This window comes from Rothia sp. HMSC071C12, assembly GCF_001813895.1.
Taxonomy (GTDB): Bacteria; Actinomycetota; Actinomycetes; order Actinomycetales; family Micrococcaceae; genus Rothia; species Rothia mucilaginosa.
Genome location: NZ_KV814374.1, coordinates 208999 through 223282 on the forward strand (window position 1 = coordinate 208999; position 14284 = coordinate 223282).

The following is a 14284-nucleotide window of genomic DNA, read 5'->3' on the forward strand; positions in this document are numbered from 1 at the left end:
CTTATATTGTATTCCCCTCCCCGCAACAGGACAATACCTCAACTCACACCGAGCTAAAACATGCCGAGCAGGGAGGGGAACAACATCTACTGATAACTCCACACCTTCGAATAGGCGGAGCGATTACTATTACGCGGACGCAACAGGTTCACCATCAACGCCGTCGTACCAAAGCTCACCGCAATAATCATGCAGGTCGCCGCGGTAAACGCACCACCGGGAATCGGCGCAAAAATCGCAATCAGATACAGGATGACCGCGCAGAACGACAGGAACAGCGTCGCAATCGTCATCAACGGCACCAGCACCAAACCGCCACGCGCCGGCACCGCAAAATCTGCCGGACGCACATAACGCAACACGCCCATACCCACGACCGTCCAGATGGCGGTGACCAGAATAGCGGTCACCACATCCGCCGGGCGGTGCCAACCGTTAATAATCGTGGAGGCACCCGTCAGGCAGGTCGCCACCGCCGCGCAGAGAGCCACCGTGGGCCGCAAGAAACGAGGCGCCGCTAGGAAGAGCGCCGCGCCAGCCGCCGCCGCGAAGGTCGTGTGGCCACTGGGCGCCGAGTTGCTCAGCGCCTCCTGAACACCCAGGTCGGGCTTCACGATCAGGTAGTGCTTGAGCAGGTACGTGCTCGTCACCGCCGCAGCCCCAACTAGCACGCCAATCAGCGAGGGCAGGAACCGGTGCTTCCAAATCAGCACCGCAATCAGACCCAGCACCGCAATCACACCAACAATCGTGGGCAAAGAATCCAGCGCAGTCAGGGTCGGACCGCGGTAACTCTTGAACTGATGCGCATACTCGGTGTACGCCTGCTCATCAACCTGCTGGCCGGTCGCCGTGTAAATGAAGAACACAAACGCACCGTAGAGAGACAGACCCAAGAACAGCAACGCCATCACGTGACGCATCAAAATACCGGTACTCGGAAGATGATGCCCCTGCTCTTCGCCGGGACGATTCACCGGGCGGCCCGAAGCATCCACGGGAACCTGACCGGTCTGAACATACGCACCGTTCGGGTAGGCGGCGGCAGGATACGCCTCAGGAGGATAAGCCACCGGCTGCGGAGGCATCGCACGCGTGGGAAGCGGTTGCTGGGCGCCCATTGGGGAGGCACCCATTTGGGGGGTACCCATCTGATTATTCAGCGGGAAACCGCTCACCGAAGGCTTCGGCGGATCCAGACGGCGCGTAGCCTGCATCGGTTCATCCGCGCTGTAGTTCCCCTGAGAGGCGCGTTCCTGCGGCGAGGGAATCGTCTCAGGAATCTTAATGGGGGCACGGTAGGCGCGCGGCAGAGGGCGGGTCGCGCCAATAACTTCTGTAGAGTCCTGGTGCGAAGAAATAACTTCGGTATTCGCAGATTCAGCGTTCACGGAACCTGCGTTCGCAGAAGCCGCGTTTGCAGAACCTACAGGCGCAGCTTCGTGAGCTGGCGATGAACCGTAATCCGTCAAAACTTTCGTACGGTCATCACTGTGCGCAGTAGCAGGGGTAGCCGTCTCGTGGGAGGCGAGCACCTGGGTAGCATCCTGATAATCGGAGAGCACCTGCGTCTCGTCAGAGGAAAATACCGTAGTCGGCGCATTATCAGCCACGGCTGCATGCACATCAGCGGGGTGAAGCACACTGGTAGCATCGAGGTTTTCGGAGCTCTCCCAACCAGAGTTTCCCGAACCCGATGTATTTGCCGGTGTTTTCTTCTTCATAACCCTTCGTACCTTCTTGCCCTCATGTCTGTTAGCCATACCCGAGCCCGCCGATGCCCACCCCTCAAAACGGTAGCCCCCAAGCTGCCGTTTTATGCGAAGCACCGTCCGAGTTCTCGGGCGAATAACTACCTACTATCCCAGGTTAAGCTATGAAAAACTAAAGTTTTTTCGACCACAACCTGAGAGTTTCCAGAGAATACATGACAGGGCGCGAGCGCACCCGCCCGCCCCCAGAATGCTATGGTGAGCTCATAGCGCATCACAGAAGGGCAGATACCTTGAACACCAGTATGAGCGTGCCGCCTCTCGGCTACGGTTTTCACCTCACGAACACTCCCCTGCCGCCACTGCAGGAGGTTCTGGAAAACCTGTTCACGGTCGAAATTCCGATGACGGTCACCTTCCGCGGGGTCAATAGCCGCCAGAGCGCGCTGATTCGCGGCCCGCACGGCTGGGGCGAGTTCGCGCCCTTCCTCGAGTACGGTGCGCAGGAGTCTGCCGCGTGGCTTGCCTGCGCGCTGGAGGCGGCGTGGCTGCCCGCACCGGAGCCGGTGCGTACGCGCATCCCGCTGAACGCGACCCTGCCAGCAGTACCGGCGGAGCGTGTTCCGCAGGTGCTCGCCAAGTACGAGGGCGAGATTCAGGAACTCAAAATCAAGGTGGCTGAGAAGGGTCAGAGCCTCGCCGACGATATTGCGCGTGTGGCGGCGGCACGAAATGCCCTCCCAAATGCTCGTCTGAAGGTGGACGCGAACATGGGCTACACCCTCGGCGGTGCCCTTGAGTCGCTGCGCAAGCTCTGCGAGTACGGCATTATTTACGCCGAGCAGCCGGTGGCATCCATTGAGGACATGGCTACGCTCCGCTTTGCCATTACTAAGGAGGGGCTGCCCGTCCGCATTGCCGCCGACGAGTCGATTCGCAAGGCGGAAGACCCGCTGCGCGTGGCTCGCACAAACGCCGCCGACCTGATGGTTATTAAGGCGGCGCCTCTGGGTGGTGTGCGTCGTGCCCTCGCGTTGGTGAAGCAGGCGCAGCTTCCGGCGGTGGTTTCTTCCGCACTGGAGTCTTCGGTGGGCATCGCCACCGGTGCATCCCTGGCGGCTTCCCTGCCGACCCTGAGGTACGGGTGCGGCCTGGGCACGGTCTCCCTCATGGCTGAGGATGTGACCGACGAGCCGCTCATTGCCCGCGACGGGTTCATGGATCTGCGCGCCATCGTCCCCAGTCCGCAGCGTCTGGCGCATCTTGCGACCGATGAGCAGACCCGCCAGTGGTGGGTGGAACGAGTTACCGCCTGCTACCGCGTTCTGGAACGCACCGCTGATCTGTAACGGCTAGTGCCGTAATGATGAGGTCGTGAAGGGTAACCATAACTGAAGGAAAATGCCCTCGGCATTAGAATGGTACGGTGACTGAAAACCGCTCAACCCCCGCCATGCTCACCGCAGTATCCGTGCTCGATTCGCTGATTCGTGCCGGTATGCGGCATGTTGTCGTGTCTCCGGGATCCCGCAGCGCACCTCTTGCGTACGCTATTGCCGCCGCCGCTGAAGCCGGCGCCCTGATTGCGCACGTGCGTGTGGACGAGCGAAGTGCAGCCTTCACCGCCCTGGGTATTGCGAAGGCGTCCGGTCAGCCGGTGGGTCTGGTGTGCACCTCCGGTACGGCTCTGGGCGAGTACATGCCCGCTGTCATGGAGGCGTACCACGCCGGTGTGCCTCTGGCGGTACTGAGCGCTGACCGCCCCGAGCGTCTGCGCGGTAGCGGCGTGAATCAGACGACCCGCCAGGCGAGTTTCTTCCATCCTTTTGTTCGTGCTGAAGCTGATCTGACCTCCTACCCGGAGCAGGTTGAGGGTGAGCAGACTCAGGCTTTTGCGGCGTGCCTGAATGCGCTGACCGGTCGTAGCGCCGAGCATTGGCGCAAGCAGTCGGCTGATCCGATTGGCCCGGTGCACCTGAACATTTGTTTTGATACGCCGTTGACACCCTCGGGTCGTTTTGCGCAGATGCTGCCGCAGTGGGCGCAGAGCCTGCTGGAGGATTACGACCCGCAGGCTGAGGGTCGTGCCCGCGCCGCCCGCGCCGAGGGTTCGGGGCTCTCCAGCGCTGAGCAGCGTTGGCTCCTGGACTCCTTGGAGGCGCAGGCGGACCTGGCGGAGTTCACCCCGGCGCACCGCACCGTGGTGGTTGCCGCTGATGGTGCCGGTGAGTTCGCGGCTGAGTTTGCGCGTGTGCTGGACCTGCCGCTGTTTGCGGAGCCTTCCTCCGAGGCGCGCCACGGAGCGACCTCTATCCCCCACTATCCGCAGCTGCTCGGCGATGAGTCGTTCGCGCCCGCGGCACATATTGAGCGTGTGGTGCTCTTCGGACACCCGACGCTCTCACGCCCGATTACGGCGCTGCTCGAACGCACGGATATTCAGTGTGCGTTCTACGCGCCGCGCCGCGCCAGCTGGTACGAGCCGGGCGCTCGCTCCTTCGTGGAGCTGTCTACCCCGCATGAGCTTGCCGAGTTTGCGTGCGCCTCCGCTGTTGCTGCTGAACCGGCTGACGAGCTGAGCTGGCTAGAGCAGTGGGTTGAGCCCGCCCGCGAGCTGCAGGATGAGTGCCTGCGCGCCATTGCCGCCTACGAACACCCCGGTGCTGAGAGTTCAGTAGGCAGCGCTGAGAGCTCGGTTGACTACACCGATTACCGCAACCGCACCGCCGGCCGCTCCTACGCCCGCCGCGTCTGGCAGGATGCGGTGGCTCAGCGCCGCCTGCTCGTACTGGGTTCTTCAAACCTGGTGCGTGATTTGGATGCGGCAGCCCCCGCTCTGGGTGAGCCCGCCCCCGCGCGCGTGTTTGCTAATCGCGGTCTTGCCGGTATTGACGGCACGATTGCGACCGCTATTGGTGTATCCCTGTCTGGCTACTACCCTGCCGGTGTAGATGAGAACTCCCGCCCGATTATTGGTGGTGCCGCCCTGCCGGTGACCCTGCTGTGCGGTGACCTGACCTTCCAGCACGATGTGTCCTCGCTGAACCTGCCGAATACTGAGCTTCTGCCCGAACTGCGCGTTGAGGTCTTTGACGATGCCGGCGGCGGTATTTTCACGACCCTTGAACACGGTGATATGGCTCGTCAGGAGCAGTTCACTGCGGCTGTGGATCGTTTCTTCACGGTGGCTGCCGCCCCGAATACTGATTTGGCGCGCATGGCTGCCGGGTTTGGCACCGAATCGGGCGTTGAGGTGCGCATTCACACACCCTAAAGCTGTTTCTAAAGGCTGCAGGCTAAGCCCCGTGCGCAGGGTTGACCGATATACTGAAAACTACCTGTGCCATAGCCTTCCGTGGCTGAACGCTAGCCGGTCGTAGCGGTTTCACTCGCCGCTGCATTCGCGTTTTTGCGCGCCTGCTGACGTAAGGCACCCTATCTATCATTTATTGACATTCACGCTCTTGCCGCTGATGCACACCGCCCGCGACCCGAGGTTTTACCCCGGTGAGCCCGGTGCATGCGGCGGACGTTGCCCCCAAGGATTCTCATGAGCTCACTCGATATTATTGTTGCTGTCCCCTCCGGAGCCGGTTGGGTTCCCGTACACGCCATGGCGGAGCTTCTCGCCCGCTACACCGGCGGCACCGTGCACACCGTGGATGTGGGCGCATCCCTCAGCAAGGAAACGAAGCTTCTGGCGCGTCTGCCCCGCCTCAAGGGCGGCTCGAAGCGTTGCCTGGTGATTGCTTCTGATCCCGGTCAGCTGTACGCCATTTCGCAGCGTTCCTTCGCGTTCCGCCGCTACGGCGCGGTCTACGGCTGGGTGATTGATAGCTTCTGGGATGACCGTATTCCTGCGGTGGCTAAGTCCTCCACCTACGACCGTATTTTCGTTGCGGATGTTGACGACGTTCAGCCCTGGACTGCCGCGGGCGTGAAGAACCCCGGCGTTCTGCCCTGGGGTGCGGATGTTTGGAGCAAGTTCAGCGACCGTCTGGCTACTCTGGGCTCAAAGAGCACCGACCTGCTGCGCGTGGGCCGTCAGCCCGCCGCCTACGAAGATGACGAGGCGACCGCCGCCCTCGCCGGCGAGCTGGGTCTGAGCTTTGAGGGCCGCCCACCCTTCGGCGCAAATGACCGCGAGTCGGCTCAGCACCTGCAGGATTCTCTGAACCGCGCGAAGTTCCTGCTGGCGTTCTCTACTTCGGTCAGCCCGGCACCCTACACTCACCCGACCAAGGAGTACATCACCGGTCGTTGGACCGATGCGTTGGCTTCGGGCGTGACCGTGGTCGGCAAGGTTCCGAACACGACCACCGTACGCGAGATTCTCTGGGACGGCGCGACCATCGACATTGACCACGCGGATGCTCGTGCGGGCCTCGCGCAGGTTGCCGAGGCTGCCTCCCGCTGGACTCCGGCACAGGGTGAGCAGCAGATTCGTCAGGCGCTGCAGCGCCTGGATTGGCGTCACCGTTTCGTTCAGCTGTGCGAGGCAATGGGTGAGGTCCCTGCCTCCCTGAAGGCTGATTGCGAGGCAATGCGCGCCCAGTACGTTCAGCACTAAAAACGTCACCTCGCTGAAGACATGCAGATGAAGACATGTAGCAGCTGAGGGTATATAAAAGGTGAGGGCTGGTTTCTATCACAGAAACCAGCCCTCACCTGTATTTATACCCCATGAGGCATATTGCATACGGGGTTTAGTACGATGCCTGACCCAGAGTAATCGGACCCGTGAAACCACTGGTATCCGGGTGCTCCGAATCGAGGTACGCCGCCACCGGTGCGTTCTCCAGCTGAGCCAATCGATCCAGCAGGAAGCGAGTCGCACCCGGCGCATACGGCAGCTTATACATTGCCGCGGTAGTTGCTTCATCCTCACGGTCCAGAGTGGAGGAACGAATCGACTCAATAGCGGTCACCATGGTGTTACGCTCACGCTCCACAAAGGTGCGGTCCACCGGCTCACCATTACCGGGCACAAACACACGGTAGCGATCAAATTCGAGCACGGCACCGAGAGTATCAATCCAGCGATCCGGGAAGGAATCCTCGAAGTAGGGGTCGGTACCCTCTTCAATCAGACCGCCCATGAAGAGCACATCTTCAATGCCGACCAGAATGTCACCGTCGGTGTGGCCGGGACCCATGTACATGAGGGTTGCGCTACGCTCACCCAGGTCAATGGGGGTGAAGGTAATACCGTCACCGCTATTGGCGACCAGGCGGTTGGGAACAATAATATTGGTGGCTGCACCCTGGTGGTGTGCCATTTCCGGTTCGAGCGTCTCGACGTAGGGACGCTGCGCCTCACCGTATTTACGAATTGCACGCGCGGCGCGAGGATGCGCCCAGAATTCTTCGGCACCCATTGCCGCGAAAACATCGTTACCGAAGAAACGCTCATAGTGACCGTGAGTGTTTACGACGGTGATAGGAAGGCGCGTGAGACGGCGAACCTCATCATAGATTTCGGTTGCCTGACGGGGACCTGCGCCGGTATCCACGACAAGTGCCCGTTCCAGTCCGAGGACCAGTCCGGTGTTCAGTCGGTAGTTGTCGGTCGCAATACGGTACACGCCGTCTGCGAGTTCAATAGTACGAGCCATAGATACAACCCTACTGTAATTTTTGGTACTTGCGGGGCTATTCGGGCTTCCAGAGAACAGAAATTTACTGTTCGGTAACAATTCAAGGCAATGAAAGTGAATTATTTTGCACAAAATTATCTCTAGTGATAAGAAAGTGGTGAGCCTTATCAACCTCTCCGGATTGTTTGAACAGCACATCATCACCAAAGGAGCCCCTCGAAAAGCCCGGCGCGCATCCGTAGAAGCAATATTTATGCCACGATGCCACTCAACCTAGAGTCGTGCGCACGGTTACCCCGCATCTAACGCCCCTATAGGATAGGAGTATGACTTCTTCCCCTACCCCTCCCTCAGCTCAGCCTTTCCCCAGCGGTACCGGACGCTACGCCCCCTCCCCCTCGGGGGATTTGCATCTGGGTAATTTGCGTACCGCTATTTTGGCGTGGGCGATGGCGCGCCGCGGCGGCAAGCCCTTCTACCTGCGTGTGGAGGATCTGGATCGCGTGCGCCAGGGTGCTGCAGAGCGTCAGATTGCCGATTTGGCGGCGCTGGGCCTGGATTGGGACGCGAGCCCCGGCGCCCCGACAGAGCGCGTTGAGGGAGCCGAGATCAAAGAGGCGGGCGTACTGTATCAGAGCACGCGCCTTGCCGCCTACGAGCAGGCGGTTGCGCAGCTGCGCGAGGCGAACCTCGTCTATGAGTGCTTCTGTACCCGCCGCGAAATTCAGGAGGCTTCTAGCGCCCCGCACGGTGCGCCGGGCGCATACCCGGGCACCTGCCGTGAGCTGAGCAAGGCGCAACGGGAGGAGCGCCGTGCTCAGCGTCCGCCGGCTCTGCGCCTGCGTGCCGAGTGCACGAGCTACACGGTGCAGGATGATCTTTACGGCACCTACACGGGGCTGGTGGATGATTTTGTATTGGTGCGCAATGATGGCACCTACGCCTATAACCTGACCTCCGTGGTGGACGATGCGTTTGTGGGGGTTGAGCAGATTGTGCGCGGTGATGATCTGCTCCCTTCGGCGCCTCGCCAGTCGTATTTGGCGCAACTTTTGGGTTTGACGCAGCCGCGTTACGCTCACGTGCCGCTGGCGCTCAATGAGGAGGGTAAGCGCCTGGCGAAGCGCGATGGGGCGGTAACCCTGCCGCAGCTGCATGAGGCCGGCGTTGAAATCCCGACGATTTTGGGTTGGATTGCCGCGTCTATTCCGGTGTATAACGCTGATGGATCCGCCCATTCCGCGGATGTTCCGGTGCCTAATGCGGCGGCGATTTTGGAGCGTTTTGACCCGGCTCGTATGGCTTCTGAGCCGTGGGTTGTGAGGGATCTCTAAGCCTCTGTGACATTGTTGTGTAACAGTTCAACACTCCGAACGGCTTTTAAATTTTTCGTTTAATTCGTTTTAGATGCATATGCCACTGAGCGTTTGCGTTGCTTTTCAACTACATATCTTTCACTCAAGTGCCCGAAACCCTGAAATCCAGGGATTTTTCGGGCACTTTTTCGCACATGCTCCCACAGCACCCCACCTGTACGACCATAGAACTTACACAGAAAATACATATTTATTCCATGGCTTCTCATTCCCAGGCGTCAAATAGACTTTATTTTCAGCCCCTCAAAGCCTAGACTGTATCCTATGCCACTCATAAAGTTATGGGGTAGCGCATAAATACACACAGGCGCACACTATCACCAGGAGAGAAGGAACATTATGGCCGCGAGTACATACCAGGTCATCGCGCTGGCGATTTATTTTGTTGCCATGATCGCGATCGGCCTATGGGCAAATAGCAAAAACAACAGTCTTGACGACTATGTGCTGGGCGGGCGACAGCTCTCCCCCACCGTCGCCGCTCTCTCAGCGGGCGCCTCCGACATGTCCGGTTGGCTCCTCATGGGTCTGCCCGGCGCCGTCTACCTCAGCGGCCTCTCCCAGGCATGGCTCGCCGTCGGTCTGACCATCGGCGCATGGTGCAACTGGAAGTTCGTGGCACCGCGACTGCGTAGCTACACCGAAGTAGCAGGCGACGCCGTGACCGTCCCCGTCTTCCTGAGCAACCGCCTCAAGGACACCAAGCGCGTGCTGCGCATCGTCTCCGGCGTCGTGATTCTGGTGTTCTTCACCTTCTACGTCTCCTCCGGCATGGTGTCCGGCGGCCTGTTCTTCAAGTCCTCCTTCGGACAGGAATACCACACCGGTATGCTCCTGCTGGCAGGCATCACCGTGTTCTACACCTTCTTCGGCGGCTTCATGGGCGCATCCTACACCGACATGGTTCAGGGCCTGCTCATGCTCGCAGCACTGATTGCCGTTCCGGTTGTCACCATCATTGACCTCGGCGGCGTGGGCCCCGTGGTTGAGTCCATCAGCCAGGTACGCCCCGACGCACTCAGCCTCTTCGCAGGCACCACCTTCGCCGGTATTGTTTCGTCCCTCGCATGGGGTCTGGGCTACTTCGGTCAGCCGCACATTATTGTGCGATTCATGGCAATGCGCACCCCCGCGGACGCTAAGTCCGGCCGCCGCATCGGCATTAGCTGGATGGTTCTGACCGTGTTCGGCGCACTGAGCGGCGCGTTCATGGGTATCGCATACTTTGCACGCCACCCCGAGGCGTCCCTCACCAACCCGGAAACCGCTGAGTCGGTCTTCCTGGACCTCGCCCAGATTCTGTTCCACCCCCTCATTGCGGGCCTAATTCTGGCTGCGGTTCTGGCGGCAATTATGTCCACCCTCTCCTCGCAGCTGATTGTGTGCTCCTCCGCTCTGGTGGAGGACCTCTACGGCATCTTCTCCTCGAAGAAGCTCAGCGCCGGCAAGTCCCTGTGGCTCGGCCGTGCAGGCGTGGCAATCGTGGCGCTGGTCGCCGGTGCCCTGGCATGGAACCCCAACAGCTCCATTCTGCAGCTGGTCGCATTCGCTTGGGCTGGCTTCGGTTCGGCATTCGGCCCGACCGTTCTGCTCTCCCTCTACTGGCGTAAGCTGACCACCCAGGGTGCACTCGCCTCCATGATTACCGGTGCCGTTGTGGCATTCGCGTGGGGCCAGAGCCCGATGAAGTCCGTGCTCTACGAAATGGTTCCCGGCTTCGCTTCGGCGCTGCTTGTCGCCATCGTGGTTTCGCTCATGACCTACAAGAAGAACGACGCCATTGACGAAGAGTTCGACCGCGCGGTAGAGCTCGCAAAGGTCAAGTAACCCCTAGGTAACCAAGACCGGGTAAGCTTCCTTACCCAACTTCTAAGGCCCGGGCCGCACACACGCGGTCCGGGCCTTCTTATATGCTCGGCAACCTGATTCGCTATACCTGGCAACCAGGTTCACAGCCTCAGACAGCGCCCGGGCAACGTAGAATAGGGTCTATGACTGCACAACTTCCCGAAAAGGTCTCGGACATCTTCAACCCCGCCGACTGGCGCGTCGTCGAAGGCTTCGAAGACTTCACCGACATCACCTACCACCGCCAGGTTCAGCGCGACGAAAACGGTGAAATCCTACGCGATCTGCCCACCGTGCGCATCGCATTCGACCGCCCCGAGGTCCGCAATGCATTCCGCCCGCACACCGTGGACGAACTCTACCGCGCCCTCGACCACGCCCGCATGACCTCCAACGTAGGTACCGTACTGCTCACCGGCAACGGCCCCTCCGCCAAGGACGGCGGCTGGGCATTCTGCTCCGGCGGCGACCAGCGCATCCGCGGCCGCGACGGCTACCACTACGCCAGCGGCGACACCGCAGAAAGCATCGACCCGGCACGCGCAGGCCGACTGCACATCCTGGAAGTGCAGCGCCTCATCCGCACCATGCCCAAGGTTGTTATCGCACTCGTCTCCGGCTGGGCTGCAGGCGGCGGCCACTCCCTGCACGTGGTAGCCGACCTGACCATCGCTTCCGAAGAGTACGGCAAGTTCAAGCAGACCGACGCAACCGTCGGCTCCTTCGACGCAGGCTACGGTTCGGCGTTGCTCGCACGCCAGGTGGGTCAGAAGTTCGCCCGCGAAATCTTCTTCCTCGCCAAGGAATACGACGCACAGCGCATGTACGAAATGGGCGCAGTCAACGACGTAGTCCCCCACGCAGAGCTCGAGAACAAGGGACTGGAATACGCGGCGCACATTGCCCGCCAGTCCCCGCAGGCAATCCGCATGCTCAAGTACGCCTTCAACCTGCCTGATGACGGCATGCTCGGCCAGCAGGTCTTCGCCGGTGAGGCAACCCGCATGGCGTACATGACCGACGAGGCTGTGGAGGGTCGTGACGCATTCTTGCAGAAGCGTGACCCGGACTGGTCCAACTACCCCTACTACTTCTAAGAGACAGCCCCTTTTCTGCAGAAGTAGATTCAGATGCATAGGCTCGGAGCCGGATTCAACCCTGAGAACCTCAGCTAAGAATCCGGCTCCGGCGCATTTGATGCCGCACCGGCATATGACACCGGCGCATGACAGCACGCAGCCGCTAAGGATTTAGCCATGATGAATACCCCCGTACCCGGGCTCGTCCCCTCCCCCGCTCCGCAGGAGGCAGCCCTGCACCCGCAGGCGGTACAGGTGCGCGCCGACCAGCCCGCCGACCCGCACACCATGCTGGGCGCCTTTGAGCAGCTACTGGGCGGGTACGCGGCGGATGCTGGTGCGGGCGCGGCTGCGGAGCCTATTGCCCTGGTGGTGGGCACCTCCGGATCCACCGGAACCCCCAAACGCACCGCACTGACCGCGCGAGCTCTTGCCGCTAGCGCGGCAGCCACCGAGCGCTTCTTCGGCTCAAACTCCGATGCCGCCTCGCAGTGGCTTCTGGCTCTTCCGGCGCACTATATTGCCGGCGCGCAGGTGCTCGCCCGCTCCGTGCTCGCAGGCACCGCCCCGGTCATTGCCCGCTCCGTGACCGAGCCCGTGCACTTTAGCCCCGAGGTTTTCCTGCAGGCGGTTGAGCGCATGAGCTCGGCACGCCGGTTTATCTCCCTGGTGCCCACCCAGCTCCATAAACTGCTCGAAAGCGCGGACACCAACCCGCACCTGGGCGCTGAAATTCACGAGGCGCTCGGCTCCTTCACTGGCATCCTACTCGGAGGCGCCCCCGCCAGCGCCGACCTGCTCGCCGCCGCCACCGCCCTGGGGCTGAACACGGTGACCACCTACGGCAGTGCCGAAACCGCCGGCGGATGCGTCTACTCCGGCTCCGTACTGCCCGGCGTGCGGGTTAAACTCGTCCCCGAAGAAGGTATGCCCGCCGTACCGGATATTGAGGGGAAGTCGGCGAATGAAGAGTCTGTGCAGGTGGGCCGTATTTGGATCAGCGGTGCGCACCTCGCCAGCGGCTACATTGGCGACGCCACCCGCACCGCCGAGCACTTCTTCACCGCCGCCGACGGCACCCACTGGTACCGCACCGACGACTACGGGCTGTTGAGCCCTGCAGCGGCTCCCAACAGCAACAAGAACTGTAGTGAGCAGCGCCTGCAGGTGCTCGGCCGTAGCGACGACGTACTCATCAGCGGAGGCGTAAAAATCTCCGCCCGCGCCGTAGCGACCGTCCTCGAAGAGCACCCCGCCGTACGCGAAGCCTGCGTCATCGGCCTACCCGATGCCCGCTGGGGCACAGCCATTGCCGCAGCGGTCACGCTGGTGCCTTCTGCCGATGCCGCGGCTACATCTACCCAGAATCGCCCCGACCTGAACGAAGAACTCAGCGCCCTACTGCGTGCCCGCTGTGCCGAAAAGCTCGGCGCCCCCGCCGCCCCCAAGCAGCTGAGCATCCTGCCGGATTTCCCGCTCACCAGCACCGGCAAGCCGGACCGCGCAGAAATATACAGTATCCTGGACAGAGACTACCGTCAGGGCTAAAGCAGGCTCATCCGCGGGTTTTCACCCCGCACACGCAGTCGCCCGCACGCCCTGACCATCACCGTCACAACACCCACGCATCATACACACTTAGACCCGGAAGGAACCCCCGTGGCAACTGCCGCCCAATGGATTGAAGGCGCTCGCCTGCGCACCCTGCCGCTCGCCGTCGCCCCCATTATTGCCGGCTCAGCTGCCGCCTACGAGATCAACGCATTCAAGCCGCTCTACGCGTTCTTGGCGTTCCTCGTCGCGTTCTTCCTGCAGGTCGGCGTGAACTACGCCAACGACTACTCCGACGGTATCAAGGGCACCGACGAAGACCGCGTGGGTCCGCTACGCCTCGTCGGTTCCGGCGTGGCAAGCCCCCGCTCCGTCAAGTACGCCGCATTCACCTGCTTCGGTCTGGCGATGCTTGCGGGTCTTGCCCTGGTTGCTCTGGCGAACCAGTGGTGGTTCCTGGCGATTGGCGCCTCCAGCGTCTTCGCGGCGTGGGGCTACACCGGCGGCAAGCACCCATACGGCTACATGGGCCTGGGCGACGTGTTCGTCTTCGTCTACTTTGGTCTGGTCGCGACCCTGGGCACCCTCTACACGCAGGCGCACACCCTGACCCTGCTCGGCTGGGTGGGCGCTATCGGCATTGGTCTGATTTCCTGTGCGCTGCTCATGGCGAATAACGTACGTGACATTCCCACCGACATTGAGGCGGGCAAGCTGACCATGGCGGTCCGCCTGGGCGAACGCTGGTCGCGCATCACCTACATCGTGGAGATGGCGCTGGCACTGGGCCTGGGCGTGCTCCTGCTCGATGAGAACCCCTGGTTCCTGCTGATCTTCCTGCTGGTCGGCCCGACCATCCACTCCTGCGTGACCGTGTGGACGCGCGGCGGCCGCGACCTGATTCCCGTGCTCAAGCAGGCGGGTATTGTGGCGCTCGTGTACTCCGTGATTCTTGCCCTCGCCGTGTGGCTGGGCTCGCTGGATATTATTAGCCACGAGGTTCAGGTGTTCACCGGCTACTAAGCCGACGTACAAATCTGCACCGGATTGCCGCGCCGTTACGCCGTTGGCGGGCACCCGGTTCACAGTTCCGCAATAACGCGGCGGTATGTCATAGTAGT

Annotated in this window: 10 protein-coding genes; 8 read left to right on the forward strand and 2 right to left on the reverse strand. The window is 61.4% G+C overall.

The genetic code is table 11. From position 1 onward, the window contains the following. Nucleotides 1-86 precede the first annotated feature (86 nt). The gene (locus HMPREF2942_RS05870; RefSeq protein WP_070688614.1) at nt 87-1724 is read right to left on the reverse strand and encodes a phosphatase PAP2 family protein; all 1638 of its coding nucleotides are present in this window, start codon (nt 1722-1724) and stop codon (nt 87-89) included. 293 nt (nt 1725-2017) lie between these two features. On the opposite strand from HMPREF2942_RS05870, the gene HMPREF2942_RS05875 reads away from it, so the two are divergent. The 3 genes from HMPREF2942_RS05875 to HMPREF2942_RS05885 all read left to right on the forward strand — a co-directional run bounded on the left by HMPREF2942_RS05875 (nt 2018) and on the right by HMPREF2942_RS05885 (nt 6282). Next, nucleotides 2018-3061, forward strand: coding sequence for an o-succinylbenzoate synthase (locus HMPREF2942_RS05875; protein WP_070688615.1), 1044 nt, complete (start codon nt 2018-2020; stop codon nt 3059-3061). Nucleotides 3062-3138: 77 nt separating this feature from the next. Continuing rightward, the gene (menD, locus tag HMPREF2942_RS05880; protein WP_070688616.1) at nt 3139-4986 is read left to right on the forward strand and encodes a 2-succinyl-5-enolpyruvyl-6-hydroxy-3-cyclohexene-1-carboxylic-acid synthase; all 1848 of its coding nucleotides are present in this window, start codon (nt 3139-3141) and stop codon (nt 4984-4986) included. 276 nt (nt 4987-5262) lie between these two features. Continuing rightward, nucleotides 5263-6282, forward strand: a complete 1020-nt coding sequence (locus HMPREF2942_RS05885; protein WP_070688617.1) for a glycosyltransferase — start codon at nt 5263-5265, stop codon at nt 6280-6282. Nucleotides 6283-6418: 136 nt separating this feature from the next. Here the strand turns inward: HMPREF2942_RS05885 and HMPREF2942_RS05890 are convergent, their stop codons facing one another. After that, nucleotides 6419-7327 carry an MBL fold metallo-hydrolase gene (locus HMPREF2942_RS05890; protein ID WP_044150153.1) on the reverse strand — a complete coding sequence of 303 codons (909 nt, stop codon included), beginning with the start codon at nt 7325-7327 and terminating at the stop codon, nt 6419-6421. Nucleotides 7328-7635: 308 nt separating this feature from the next. Here HMPREF2942_RS05890 and gluQRS point away from each other — a divergent pair, with 308 nt between their 5' ends. From gluQRS to HMPREF2942_RS05915, 5 genes are all read left to right on the forward strand, one after another. After that, a complete protein-coding gene (gluQRS, locus tag HMPREF2942_RS05895) occupies nt 7636-8643 on the forward strand; it encodes a tRNA glutamyl-Q(34) synthetase GluQRS (RefSeq protein WP_070674833.1) in 1008 nt (335 codons plus the stop codon). A 381-nt stretch (nt 8644-9024) separates the two neighbouring features. Beyond that, nucleotides 9025-10512, forward strand: a complete 1488-nt coding sequence (gene putP / locus HMPREF2942_RS05900; protein ID WP_070688618.1) for a sodium/proline symporter PutP — start codon at nt 9025-9027, stop codon at nt 10510-10512. 164 nt (nt 10513-10676) lie between these two features. Beyond that, nucleotides 10677-11630, forward strand: a complete 954-nt coding sequence (locus tag HMPREF2942_RS05905) for a 1,4-dihydroxy-2-naphthoyl-CoA synthase (protein ID WP_049356266.1) — start codon at nt 10677-10679, stop codon at nt 11628-11630. 159 nt (nt 11631-11789) lie between these two features. After that, nucleotides 11790-13160, forward strand: coding sequence for an AMP-binding protein (locus tag HMPREF2942_RS05910; RefSeq protein WP_070688620.1), 1371 nt, complete (start codon nt 11790-11792; stop codon nt 13158-13160). Between the two features lie 111 nt (nt 13161-13271). Beyond that, nucleotides 13272-14186, forward strand: a complete 915-nt coding sequence (locus HMPREF2942_RS05915; RefSeq protein ID WP_070688621.1) for a 1,4-dihydroxy-2-naphthoate polyprenyltransferase — start codon at nt 13272-13274, stop codon at nt 14184-14186. Nucleotides 14187-14284: the final 98 nt, after the last annotated feature.

Excerpts from the sequence above, each read along its gene's own strand:
- HMPREF2942_RS05870 (WP_070688614.1), bottom strand. The coding sequence starts at position 1,724 with ATGAAGAAGAAAACACCGGCAAATACATCGGGTTCGGGAAACTCTGGT.
- HMPREF2942_RS05875 (WP_070688615.1), top strand. The coding sequence starts at position 2,018 with ATGAGCGTGCCGCCTCTCGGCTACGGTTTTCACCTCACGAACACTCCC.
- HMPREF2942_RS05885 (WP_070688617.1), top strand. The coding sequence starts at position 5,263 with ATGAGCTCACTCGATATTATTGTTGCTGTCCCCTCCGGAGCCGGTTGG.
- HMPREF2942_RS05890 (WP_044150153.1), bottom strand. The coding sequence starts at position 7,327 with ATGGCTCGTACTATTGAACTCGCAGACGGCGTGTACCGTATTGCGACC.
- gluQRS (WP_070674833.1), top strand. The coding sequence starts at position 7,636 with ATGACTTCTTCCCCTACCCCTCCCTCAGCTCAGCCTTTCCCCAGCGGT.
- putP (WP_070688618.1), top strand. The coding sequence starts at position 9,025 with ATGGCCGCGAGTACATACCAGGTCATCGCGCTGGCGATTTATTTTGTT.
- HMPREF2942_RS05905 (WP_049356266.1), top strand. The coding sequence starts at position 10,677 with ATGACTGCACAACTTCCCGAAAAGGTCTCGGACATCTTCAACCCCGCC.
- HMPREF2942_RS05910 (WP_070688620.1), top strand. The coding sequence starts at position 11,790 with ATGATGAATACCCCCGTACCCGGGCTCGTCCCCTCCCCCGCTCCGCAG.